We start from the raw sequence: 11,187 nt of genomic DNA on the forward strand, positions 1-11,187 counted from the left end.
TGCTGGACGGTTTGTTTGAGGGACTTAGGGGTGGAGAGTTCATGAAGATCAGCGCCAAGGACCTTTGGGCAGGGGGCATTCTGATGTTCCTCGCCGCGGCAGGTCTGTTTATCAACGGCGGCTTCCTGGGCCTGGGCCTGGAGCAGCACACGCTCGGCACTGCGCGCCGCATGGGCCCCGGCTACATGCCGATGCTCGTCTTCTGGCTGCAGTTCGGCCTCGGCCTCATCGTCTTCCTCGTCGGCCTGACCGGCGGGCCCGACCCGCTGGAGCGCTGGACGAAGCTGGACTTCACCACCCTCGCCATCAGCGTCGCCGTTGGCGTCGTGATCTGGCGGGTGATGGAAGCGGTGGGCTACAACAACAACTACGTCCAGATCGGCGCCGCCTGCCTTGTGGCCCTGCTGATCCTGGCTATCTCGCCGGCCTGGCGGCCGCTGGGGCTGACCCTCGCTTCCTTCGCCGTCTTCGCTCTCGCGCTGGAGCCGCTGGGGCTGATCTGCGCGATCATCCTCCTCTGCATCATCTCCGCCATGGCCGACCGTGAGCACAACCCGATCAGCATCGCCGGGATGACGGTCTTCCTGTGCGTCCTCTGCTGGTTCGTCTTCATCAAGGAACTCGACATCCGGGTTCCGCTGTGGCCGACCATCTTCGGTTAAGCGCCAAGAAAGGAAGGGCCAGAACAAAACCATGGAACTGCTTCTCTCAAATCTGGCGCACGGGTTCGGCGTCGCCCTGACGCTGGACAACCTGCTCTTCGCGCTTCTCGGCGCGTTGATCGGGACGGCGATCGGCGTGCTGCCCGGCATCGGGCCGGTCGCCACCATCTCGCTGCTGCTGCCGATCACCTTCGGCCAGCCCGCCACCACCGCCATCATCATGCTCGCCGGCATCTACTACGGCGCGCAGTACGGCGGCTCCACCACCGCCATCCTGCTGAACCTGCCGGGCGAGGTCTCGTCGGTCGTCACGACCCTCGAGGGCTACAAGATGGCCCGCAACGGGCGCGCGGGCGCGGCGCTGACCATCGCGGCGGTCGGCTCCTTCTTCGCCGGCTCCGTCGCCACCGTCCTCGTCGCGGCCTCCGGCCCCCTGCTTACCCAGGTGGCGCTCTCCTTTGGCCCGGCGGACTACTTCTCGCTCATGCTGCTCGGCCTGATCATCTCCGCGGTGCTGGCCCAGGGCTCGATCCTGAAGTCCATCGCCATGGTGGTGCTCGGCGTCGCCCTCGGCCTCGTCGGCACGGACGTGCAGACCGGCCAGCAGCGCTTCACCTTCGGCGTGCCTGAGCTCTCCGACGGCCTGGGCTTCGTGTCCATCGCCATGGGCATCTTCGGCATCGGCGAGATCATCCTGAACCTGGAGCGCCCCGAGGCCCGCTCGGTCATGTCCGGCAAGGTCGGCAGCCTGTGGCTGACCGGGCATGAGTTCAAGCGCGCCGTCCCCTCCGTGCTGCGCGGCACGGTGGTCGGCTCCGTCCTGGGCATCCTGCCCGGCGGCGGCGCCTCCCTCGCCGCCTTCGGCTCCTACATGATGGAGCGGAAGATGAGCCGCTACCGTCATGAGTTCGGTAACGGCGCCATCGAGGGCGTGGCCGGTCCGGAGTCCGCGAACAACGCGGCCGCCCAGACCAGCTTCATCCCGCTGCTCACCCTCGGCATCCCGGCCAATGCCGTGATGGCGCTGATGGTCGGCGCGCTGATCATCCAGGGCATCCAGCCCGGCCCCCGCATGGTGGAGGCCCAGCCGGACCTGTTCTGGGGCCTGATCTGCTCCATGTGGATCGGCAACCTGATGCTGCTCGTCATCAACCTGCCGCTCATCGGCATGTGGGTGAAGCTGCTGCAGGTGCCCTACAAGTACCTCTACCCGTCGATCCTCGTGTTCTGCGCCATCGGCGTGTACTCGCTGAACAACTCGGTCTTCGACGTCTACCAGACCCTGTTCTTCGGCATCCTCGGCTACATCTTCTCCAAGCTCCGGATGGAGGCCGCCCCTCTCCTCATCGGCTTCGTGCTCGGCCCGATGATGGAGGAGCACCTGCGCCGCGCCATGCTGCTCTCCCGCGGCGATCCGATCGTCTTCGTGGAGCGCCCGATCAGCGCAACGCTTCTCGCCCTCGGCGCGATCGTCCTCGCCGCCATGCTCCTGCCCGGCCTGCGCGCCGGCAAGGACAAGGCCCTGGCGGAGTAACCCCGCGCGGTTCACGCCGCGGAACGAATGGGCCGCCCCGGGAAGCCGGGGCGGCCTTTTTCATGCCCGCACCGCACGGGCACGGCACCCTCGTCCTTTCGCCGGCCGCCGCGCGGCGCCAGAGTTCCCCCATGCATCTCCTCGAGATCGTCCTGGCCCTGCTGGCGGCCTGCATCGCCCTGGCCGTCCTGGCCCGGCGCACGCGGCTGCCCTATGCGGTGGTCCTCATCGTCGGCGGCATGGCCCTGGCCTTCGTCCCCGGCATCCCGCGGGTGGAGCTGGACCCCGAGCTGGCGCTGGCCGCCTTCCTCCCCCCCTTGCTCCAGGCCAGCGCCTGGCGCACGGACTGGGAGGAGTTCCGTGCCTCCCTCCGCCCCATCCTGCTGCTCGCCGTCGGCGCCGTCCTCTTCACCGCCGCCTGCGTGGCCCTCGTGGCGAAGCTCCTCCTGCCGGACCTGCCCTGGGCGGCCGCCATCGCCTTCGGCGCCGTCGTCGCGCCGCCCGATGCGGTTTCCGCCTCCGCCATCCTGCAGCGCCTGCACCTGCCCCGCCGCATCGTGACGGTGCTGGAGGGCGAGAGCCTGGTGAACGACGCCTCCGCCCTCGTCCTCTTCCGCCTAGCCGTCGGGGCGCTGGCCACCGCCAGCGTCAGCCCCGCCATCGCCGCCCTCACCTTCCTCGGCGTCGCCCTCGGCGGGCTCGCCGTCGGCTGGGCCGTGGCATGGGCCGCCTCACGCCTCCTGCCGCTGCTGGAGGACACGGCGCTGGAGGTCGCCGTCACCTTCCTCATCGCCTATGCGGCGTTCATGGCGGCGGAAGCCCTGCACGTGTCCGGCGTCATCGCCGTCGTCACCACCGGCATCATCGTCTCCGGCCGCCAGCGCGCCCTCCTCGCGCCCCAGACCCGGGTGCAAGCCCTGGCCACCTGGAGCTTTGTGGAGTTCACCCTCACCAGCCTCGTCTTCATCCTCGTCGGGCTGCAGCTCAACGGCATCCTGGAACGGCTGGAGAGGGAACCGGCCCTCATTGTTCTCCTCGCCGCCCTCGCAATCTCCCTCACCCTCGTCGTCTCGCGCCTGGCCTGGGTGATGCCCTTCGCCTACCTGCCGCGCCTCTTCCCTTCCCTGTCCCATGACCACGCCCTGCCCCGGCCGGCCCATGCCGCGATCATCGGCTGGGCCGGCATGCGCGGCGTCGTCTCCCTCGCCACCGCCCTCGCCCTGCCGCTGGAGGTGCCCCACCGCGACCTCCTCATCTTCCTCGCTTTCGTCGCCATCCTCGCGACCCTGGTGGTCCAGGGCACCACCCTCGAATGGCTCATCCTCCGCCTGGGCGTGATGGAACCCCGCAAGAACGGCATGGGCGCCCAGGAGGCCGCCGCCCGGCGCCTGATGGCCCACGCCGCCCTTGCCGAGGTGCAGGACCGCCTGGACAGCCCGCTCGACGGCGCCATCGCCCGCGATCTCGTGGGGGAGTTCCGGGACATCGACCGCGTCTTCGGCGGGGTGGCGGCCGGCGGACCGCAGGCCGAGCTGCAGGCCCGCCTCCAGATCCGCCTCGCCGCCCTCCGTGCCGGGCGCCAGGCCCTGCTGGACCACCACGGCGCCAAGCCGATCCCGGAGGAACTCCTGGTCGGACTCGTGGGCGAGACCGACCACGAGGAACTGCGCCTGACACAGCAACTCAACCAACTCGCCTGACCGCGGCGCGCTCCGGTCAAGCCGGATCCTGGCCGCGGCCGCCGGGCGGGATGCCTTACCCCTTCAGTGCAGCCAGCTGCGCCCGCGCACCGGAGATCATGGCGTTGAGGTCGCTCCCCATGGTCGCGTAGTTGAAGCCCATGGCGTGCATCCGCTTCACGTAGGCCCCGGTGATGGCGTGCAGGCCGATGAACTTGCCCTTGTCCTGGCAGGCGCGGATCAGCTTCTCGTAGAGATCCAGCATCTCCTTGTCCTCCCGCTCCATCACGGGCGGCAGATAGCCGTGGGAGATCGCGAGGTCCGTCGGCCCGATGTAGATCCCGTCCACGCCCGGCACGTCGAGGATGGCGTCCAGGTTCGCCACCGCTTCCCGCGTCTCGATCATCGGCAGGCACAGGATGTCGTCGTTCGCGGTGTAGAAGTACCGCCCGACCTCGCCGTAGATCCCCGCCCGCACCGGCCCGTTGGAGCGCGTGCCCGCCGGCGGGTAGCGGCAGGCGGAGACGAAGGCCTCGGCCTGCTCCTTCGTGTTCACCATCGGGCAGATCAGCCCCATGGCGCCGGCATCCAGCAGCTTGCCCGCGATCCCCGGCTCGTTCCACGGCAGGCGGGCCATGGGGACAGGCCCGTGCCGCTGCATTCCCTGGAAGCACTCCACGGCCGACATGTAGTCCTGGACCCCGTGCTGCAGGTCCACCGTCAGGCTGTCGAACCCGAGTCCCGCCATCAGCTCAGCCGAGAAGGCCGAGGGGATGGAGAGCCACCCGTTCACCGTCTGCCGCCCGGCCTTCCAGGCCTCCTTCAGCGCATTCGCCACACGCGTCCCCCTCATGTTATCGCGCCGGACCTGCGGCGCCGTTCCGCATCCTTCCCCGTCCTCCTGCCCGGTGCAATGCGCGACGGTTCCATGTCGATTTCGATTCGATTCACTAACATGTTTGAACCCGCAACCCTCCGTGGAGGCCGGCGCTAGCCATGCGAAGCCTACAGGACGGCATCGGGACAAGGAGCAGCGCCATCACGCACGAGGAGGAAGAGGCGATTGCCTCGGCGATCGAGGCAGCGCTGCGTCAGGGCACCATCCGCCCGGCCTTCCAGCCGATCGTGCACTTCAAGACCGGCGCGATCGCCTGCTTCGAGGTGCTCGCGCGCTGGACCGACGAGACCTTCGGCCCCATGCCCCCCGCCCGCTTCGTCCCCATCGCGGAGCGGCACGGGCTGGCCGCGAACCTGGCCCGGCACCTGATCCGCACCGCCTGCCTCTCGGCCCTGGACTGGGGCGGCAGCTTCCGCCTCGCCTTCAACATCTCGCCCCTGCATTTCCAGGACCGCGCCATGCCCAGCCTCTTCGAGGAATCGGTGCAGGCCACCGGCTTCCCTCTGGAGCGCACGAAGATCGAGATCACGGAGACCGCCGTGATCGGCGACATAGAGGCCGCCCGCGTCGCCGCCGACCTGCTGCGCGGCAAGGGCGTGAAGATCGCGCTGGATGATTTCGGCACCGGCCATTCCAGCCTCACCCGCCTGCGCGCCCTGCCCTTCGACGAGATCAAGCTCGACGGCAGCTTCGTGCGCACCATGGAAGAGTCGGAGGAGAGCCGGCAGATCGTCGGCGCCGTGATCAGCCTCGGCCGCAGCCTCGGTGCCCCCGTGGTGGCGGAAGGCGTTGAGACGGAGCAACAGGCGGAGGCGCTGGCCCGGCTGGACTGCGACTACGCGCAGGGCTGGCTCTTCGGCCGCCCGGTTCCCGCCGCCGAAGCGCCGGCCATGCTGCACGCGCGCGGCGCCATGTCCTTCACGCCCACGCCTCGCTATCCCTCCGGCGAGCAGCGCCTGTCGCAGATGGAGGCCATCTACGCCGCCGCCCCGATCGCCCTCGTCTTCGTGGACCGTGCCCTGCGGGTCGGGGTCGCCAATCGCCGCTTCAGCGCGCTGATGGGGCTGGACGCACGGGCCCTGGCCGGCCGCAGCCTCGGCGAGATCGACCCGGCAGCCATGGCCCAGGTCCATGCGGACCTGGAGCGCGCCCGGCGCGGCGAGCCCATCCCGCCGCGGATCTGGTTCCTGCCTGCCGGCCGCAACGCCGCCCTCTGCCACACGGCCCCGGCACGCGATGAGGCGGGCGAGTTGCTCGGCCTCTCCCTCGCCGTCACGGAACTGCCGAACCAGGGCTGAGCCGCCCAGACCCGGGGTGGGCAATCCCGCCCGCCCCCCGTAACCTGCGCCCCATGCCCGAAAGCGCCCCCGGCCCCGCCTGGCGCGTCTCCTCCGAGACCGCCCCGCTGCGCGAGGTCCTCCTCTGCCCGCCGGACCACTACCGCTGGATCCCCACCAACAGCATCGTCCGACGCACCCTGGCGGAGGGCAGGCAGGCCCCCGCCGCGCACCACCTGAAGGCGCAGCACGCGGAACTGGTCCACGCCATCGAGCAGGGCGGCGCGCAGGTCCGGCTGATCGCCCCCGAACCCCACCTGCCCTACATGGCCTATACGCGCGACAGCGCGGTGGTCACGCACCGCGGCCCCGTGCTCTGCCAGCTTGAGCGCCCCCAGCGCCGCGGGGAGTACGCGCCCCTCACCGACTGGCACGAGGTCCATGGCAGCCGCTTCTGGCGCAAATCCAGCGCCGGCACGCTGGAGGGCGGCGATATCCACATCATCCGCCCCGGCCTCGCCGCCATCGGCGCCTCCGGCGGCCGCACGGACGAGGCGGGCGCGGAACAGCTCGCGGGATGGCTGCGGGAGGAGGGCTGGGAGGTCCGCGTCGAGCCCTTCGACGAGCACTTCCTCCACCTCGACGTCCTCTTCTGCATGGCCGCCGAAGGCCTGGCGGTGGCCTGCGAGGACGCGCTGGACCCCGCCTTCCTGGACTGGATGCGGCGCAGCGGCATCCGCTGGATCGACGTTCCCTACCGCGCCGCCATGAACCTCGGCTGCAACATCCTCGCCCTGGGCAATGGCCGCGTGGTATCCGCCCGCGAGAGCACGGAACTGAACGCCGCCCTCCGCGCGGAAGGGCTTGAGGTGCTGGACCCCGCCCTCTCCCTCTTCACCGCCGGCGGCGGCGGCCCCCATTGCCTCACCTGCCCCTTGCGGCGGGACGACTGAACCGGAAGAAGCCCATGACCGCAGAAACCCGCCCCGTCGACCACGTCATCGCCGCCCTGCGCGAGTTCATGGGCGACCGCGTGACCACCAACGCCTCCATCCGCGACCAGCACGCGCGCGGCGAGGACACCACCACCCCCGTCCAGCCAGACGCCGTGGCCTTCGCCGAGACGACGGAGGAGGTTTCCAAGACCCTCGCCCTCTGCAACCGCCACGGCGTCCCCGTGGTGCCCTTCGGCGCCGGCACGAGCCTGGAGGGCCACGTCACCCCCGTCCGCGGCGGCATCAGCCTCGACCTCTCGCGCATGAACGCCATCCTGGACGTCAGCCAGGAGGACATGGACTGCCTCATCGAGCCCGGCGTCACCCGCCACCAACTGAATGACCACCTGCGAGACCAGGGCCTGTTCTTCCCCGTCGATCCCGGCAGCCACTGCACCATCGGCGGCATGTGCGCCACGCGCGCCAGCGGCACCAACGCCGTGCGCTACGGCACCATCAAGGAAAACGTGATGGGCCTGGAGGTGGTGATGGCCGATGGCCGCGTCATCAACACCGGCAGCCGCACCCGCAAGGCCTCCAACGGCTACGACCTCACGCGCCTCATCATCGGCAGCGAGGGCACGCTCGGCGTCGTCACCAAGGTCCGCCTCCGCCTGCACGGCATCCCGGAGGCCACCTCGGCGGCCGTCGTCCAGTTCCCGGACATGAAGGGCTGCGTGGAATCGGTGATCCAGGTCATGCAGCTTGGCATCCCCGTCGCCCGCATCGAGCTGCTGGACGAAGTGCAGATCGCCGCCTGCATCAACTACTCCAAGCTCGACAACCTGCAGATCCTCCCCACCCTCTTCCTCGAGTTCCACGGCACCGAGGCCGGCGTGAGGGAGCAGGCGGAGGCGGTGGAGGCCATCGCCGCCGACCTGGGCGGCCTCGGCTTCGCCTGGGCGGCGGACCAGGAGACGCGCAACAAGCTCTGGACCGCCCGCCACAACGCCTACTACGCCGCGGTCGCCAGCCAGCCCAACGTCCGTGGCGTCACCACCGATGTCTGCGTCCCCATCTCCCGCCTGGCGGAGGCCATTCTCGGCGCCAAGCAGGACATCCTCGCCTCCGGCCTCTCCGCCCCCATGGTCGGCCATGTCGGCGACGGCAACTTCCACACCGTCATCCTCGTGGACCAGGACGACCCCACGGCGCTGGACCGCGCCTGGGCGCTGGACCGCCAGATCGTCGCCCGCGGCCTCTCCCTCGGCGGCACCTGCTCCGGCGAGCACGGCGTCGGCATGGGCAAGGCCGAGTTCCTGGAGCAGGAGCACGGGATGGAGGCGCTGGACGTGATGCGCAGCGTGAAGACTGCCCTCGACCCCAAGGGCATCCTCAACCCCGGCAAGATCTTCCGGAACTGACGCCCCGGACCTGACGCCCGGAAGCCGGGCGGGAACTGCCCGCCCCAACAAGGAAGCGACCCCGTCCCCATGCAGGGACGGGGCGCCGAGGAAACGAGCACCCGATGAACGACGAAGCGCGCGAGGCCTCGATCGCCTTCGCCGCCCCCCTCATGGCCCTGACGCTCGGCCATGTCCTCTCAAACGCGATCCGCACCCTGCCCGCCATCGCGGCCGACAGGCTCGGCCACGACCTCGGCGTGACCGCGGGCGGCCTCGCCTCCCTCACCGGCGCCTACAACCTCGCCTTCGCCGCCGCCCAGGTGCCCATCGGCGTGGCGCTGGACCGCTTCGGCGTGCGCCAGACCTCTCTCGGCCTCCTCGCCGTCACCGGCATCGGCGCCGTGCTCGCGGCGCTCGCCGGCGGGGCGATGGGCTTCCTCCTCGCCCAGATCGTCCTCGGTCTGGGCTGCGCGGGCATGCTCATGTGCCCTGTCACCTACGCCGCCAAGCGCCTCTCCCCCGCGCGCTTCGGCCTCTGGTCCGGCCTCATCCAGGCGCTGGGCAATTGCGGCATGCTCCTCTCCGCCAGCCCCCTCGCGCTCCTGGTGGAGGCGGCGGACTGGCGCGCCGGCTACCTGGCCTGCACCGCCCTGGCCCTGCTCGCCATCACCCTCGTCGCCCTCCTCGTGCGGAAGGAGCCGCCCGCGGGCTCCACTGCCAGCCTCGGCGCGGATGCCCGCGCCGTGCTCCGCCTCGCCGCTTCCCCCGCGCTGCGCGGCGTGGTGGTCCTCGCCTTCGCCTCCTTTGCCGCCGTCATCGGCCTGCGCGGCCTCTGGGGCGGCCCGTGGCTGATGGAGGCGAAGGGCGTGTCCCGCCTGGAGGCAGGCAACATCCTTCTCCTGGCCACCTTCGCCCTCGTCATCGGCCCGGCGCTCTGGGGCATCGCGGACCGCCGCCTCGGCCACCGCCGCGCCCTCCTCGCCATCGGCCATCTCGGCGCCGCAGGGTTCCTCGCCCTCACCGCCCTGGGCGGGCCGGGCGGTCCCTTCGGCACGCTTCCCCCGGCCTGGGATGCCGCCACCCTGCTCGGCTTCTTCTTCCTGATCTCCGCCCAGCCCCTCGCCTTCGCCGCCACCCGCGCCGCCGTGCCGCCCGAACAGGCCGGCAAGGCCCTCTCGGGCGTGAACCTCTCCTTCTTCGCCGGGGCCGCCGTGATCCAGGCCGCCTCGGGCCCGGTCGTGGCCGGCTCCGGCCTTGCCGCCGGCCTCCTCTTCCTCGCGGCGGCCACGGCAGCCTGCACGCTGGGCTACCTCTGGCTTACCCGATAGCCGGACAGGGGAAGACGCAACCCGCCCGCCGGGCTCGATGGATGAGTACCGGCGCCGGGTGGCGGCCACCCTCATCCCACCGCCATGGAAAGAGGGGGGGCGGCCATTCCCTGATTCCCCGGAATCCCCTCAACTCCGCAGGACCTGCGCGCCGTCCCGGAGCGCTGATGGGGATTGGTTCCGGTGAGCGAGAAATCAGGCATGTCCCGCCGGTCAATGGCGGTCGCGGCGCTCTCGACCGTCGTCGAGTGGTACGATTTCACCCTCTACCTGTACCTCGCCAGCGTCCTCTCTCGCGTGTTCTTCGGCGGCGGCGGAAACTCGCTCGCGCTCACGCTCGGCGGCTTCGCCGTCGCCTATCTCATGCGCCCCCTCGGCGCAGCGGTCTTCGGCCATGTGGGAGACCGGTACGGCCGGCGCCGCATGATGCTCCTCTCCATGGCTCTGATGACGGCCGCCATGCTCGCGACGGCCGTGCTGCCCACCCACGCACAGATCGGTCCCGCCGCCGGATACCTCCTGTTGCTGCTCCGCTGCGCGATGGGCTTCTCGGTCGGCGGGGAATACACCGGCGTTGTCGCCTACCTGCTGGAGGGCGCGCGGCCGGAGCGGCGCGGCCTGGTGACCTCCTCGGCCGCCGCGGCGAGCGAGGTCGGCGGACTGCTCGCCGCCGCCGTCGCGGCCCTCACCGTGAGCGCGATCAGCCCCCCCGCCCTCGATTCCTGGGGATGGCGCATCCCGTTCCTGATCGGGGGCGCCCTGGCGGCCACCGTCTGGATCGCACGGTCCGTGATGCAGGAATCCCCGGACTTCGAGCGCCAGGCGGCAGGGGGCACCGTCCCGGCCAACCCGCTGCGCCACGCCCTGGCCAACCACCGCGCCGCCATCGGGCGGGGCTTCGCGATCTCGGCGCTGGGGTCGATCACCTACTATGTCGGGATCACTTACGTCCCCGCCTTCCTCGCCGGCACCACGACGATGAGCGAGGCCGAGGCGCTGTGGCTCTCCACCGCCGCCGCCCTCGTCGTCATCCTCGTCACCCCCGTCACGGGCATCCTCTCGGACCGCTTCGGCCGCAGGCCCGTGCTCCTCTTCGTCTGCGCCTGCGCGGCGATCCTCCCGATCACGATGTTCTCGCTGATGGCGGGGGGATCGCACGCCTGGGCCGCGGTGGGTGCCCTGGTCCTGGCCGCCGTCGGCGGCGGCGTGAGCGCGGTGGGTGCCGTCGCCACGGCGGAGCAATTCCCCGGCGAGGGCCGCCTCAGCGGGCTGGCGCTCGGCGCGACGACCGCGACGGCGGTCTTCGGCGGCCTCGCGCCCTGGCTCGCTCAGGAGATGATGGACCGCAGCGGCTGGCCGATGATCCCGGGGGCGATGATCGCCGTGGTGGCGGCCTGCGTCATGCCCGTCCTGCTCGCCATGCCCGAAACCCGGCCGCGCCCCGCCGCCCGCCGGCCGTAACGCACCG

General features: G+C 70.9%; 9 protein-coding genes. 8 read left to right on the forward strand and 1 reads right to left on the reverse strand.

Annotated features, from left to right (window positions below; genetic code table 11):
- Nucleotides 1-41 precede the first annotated feature (41 nt).
- From NRP21_RS19350 to NRP21_RS19360, 3 genes are all read left to right on the forward strand, one after another.
- Nucleotides 42-662, forward strand: coding sequence for a tripartite tricarboxylate transporter TctB family protein (locus NRP21_RS19350; protein WP_257717874.1), 621 nt, complete (start codon nucleotides 42-44; stop codon nucleotides 660-662).
- A gap of 31 nt (nucleotides 663-693) precedes the next feature.
- Nucleotides 694-2,196 carry a tripartite tricarboxylate transporter permease gene (locus NRP21_RS19355; RefSeq protein ID WP_257717875.1) on the forward strand — a complete coding sequence of 501 codons (1,503 nt, stop codon included), beginning with the start codon at nucleotides 694-696 and terminating at the stop codon, nucleotides 2,194-2,196.
- Between the two features lie 62 nt (nucleotides 2,197-2,258).
- Nucleotides 2,259-3,896 carry a Na+/H+ antiporter gene (locus tag NRP21_RS19360; protein WP_257717876.1) on the forward strand — a complete coding sequence of 546 codons (1,638 nt, stop codon included), beginning with the start codon at nucleotides 2,259-2,261 and terminating at the stop codon, nucleotides 3,894-3,896.
- 55 nt (nucleotides 3,897-3,951) lie between these two features.
- Here NRP21_RS19360 and NRP21_RS19365 read toward each other — a convergent pair whose 3' ends face one another.
- Entirely contained in the window at nucleotides 3,952-4,728 is a 777-nt protein-coding gene (locus NRP21_RS19365) for an HpcH/HpaI aldolase family protein (protein ID WP_257717877.1), read from the reverse strand.
- A gap of 143 nt (nucleotides 4,729-4,871) precedes the next feature.
- Here NRP21_RS19365 and NRP21_RS19370 point away from each other — a divergent pair, with 143 nt between their 5' ends.
- From NRP21_RS19370 to NRP21_RS19390, 5 genes are all read left to right on the forward strand, one after another.
- Nucleotides 4,872-6,071 (forward strand): sensor domain-containing phosphodiesterase, encoded by a 1,200-nt coding sequence (locus NRP21_RS19370; RefSeq protein WP_257717878.1) that lies wholly within the window; start codon nucleotides 4,872-4,874, stop codon nucleotides 6,069-6,071.
- Between the two features lie 53 nt (nucleotides 6,072-6,124).
- Nucleotides 6,125-7,003: a dimethylarginine dimethylaminohydrolase family protein gene (locus tag NRP21_RS19375; RefSeq protein ID WP_257717879.1), complete on the forward strand. Its 879-nt coding sequence runs from the start codon at nucleotides 6,125-6,127 to the stop codon at nucleotides 7,001-7,003.
- A 14-nt stretch (nucleotides 7,004-7,017) separates the two neighbouring features.
- On the forward strand, nucleotides 7,018-8,409 hold the full coding sequence (locus tag NRP21_RS19380) for an FAD-binding oxidoreductase (RefSeq protein WP_257717880.1): 1,392 nt from the start codon (nucleotides 7,018-7,020) through the stop codon (nucleotides 8,407-8,409).
- Nucleotides 8,410-8,513: 104 nt separating this feature from the next.
- The gene (locus tag NRP21_RS19385) at nucleotides 8,514-9,719 is read left to right on the forward strand and encodes an MFS transporter (protein ID WP_257717881.1); all 1,206 of its coding nucleotides are present in this window, start codon (nucleotides 8,514-8,516) and stop codon (nucleotides 9,717-9,719) included.
- Between the two features lie 201 nt (nucleotides 9,720-9,920).
- A complete protein-coding gene (locus tag NRP21_RS19390; RefSeq protein WP_257717882.1) occupies nucleotides 9,921-11,180 on the forward strand; it encodes an MFS transporter in 1,260 nt (419 codons plus the stop codon).
- The last annotated feature ends 7 nt before the right edge of the window (nucleotides 11,181-11,187 follow it).

The organism is Roseomonas populi (assembly GCF_024594815.1).
Lineage (GTDB): Bacteria > Pseudomonadota > Alphaproteobacteria > Acetobacterales > Acetobacteraceae > Roseomonas > Roseomonas populi.

Excerpts from the sequence above, each read along its gene's own strand:
- NRP21_RS19355 (WP_257717875.1), top strand. The coding sequence starts at position 694 with ATGGAACTGCTTCTCTCAAATCTGGCGCACGGGTTCGGCGTCGCCCTG.
- NRP21_RS19370 (WP_257717878.1), top strand. The coding sequence starts at position 4,872 with ATGCGAAGCCTACAGGACGGCATCGGGACAAGGAGCAGCGCCATCACG.
- NRP21_RS19365 (WP_257717877.1), bottom strand. The coding sequence starts at position 4,728 with ATGAGGGGGACGCGTGTGGCGAATGCGCTGAAGGAGGCCTGGAAGGCC.
- NRP21_RS19390 (WP_257717882.1), top strand. The coding sequence starts at position 9,921 with ATGTCCCGCCGGTCAATGGCGGTCGCGGCGCTCTCGACCGTCGTCGAG.
- NRP21_RS19375 (WP_257717879.1), top strand. The coding sequence starts at position 6,125 with ATGCCCGAAAGCGCCCCCGGCCCCGCCTGGCGCGTCTCCTCCGAGACC.
- NRP21_RS19360 (WP_257717876.1), top strand. The coding sequence starts at position 2,259 with ATGCCCGCACCGCACGGGCACGGCACCCTCGTCCTTTCGCCGGCCGCC.
- NRP21_RS19385 (WP_257717881.1), top strand. The coding sequence starts at position 8,514 with ATGAACGACGAAGCGCGCGAGGCCTCGATCGCCTTCGCCGCCCCCCTC.
- NRP21_RS19380 (WP_257717880.1), top strand. The coding sequence starts at position 7,018 with ATGACCGCAGAAACCCGCCCCGTCGACCACGTCATCGCCGCCCTGCGC.
- NRP21_RS19350 (WP_257717874.1), top strand. The coding sequence starts at position 42 with ATGAAGATCAGCGCCAAGGACCTTTGGGCAGGGGGCATTCTGATGTTC.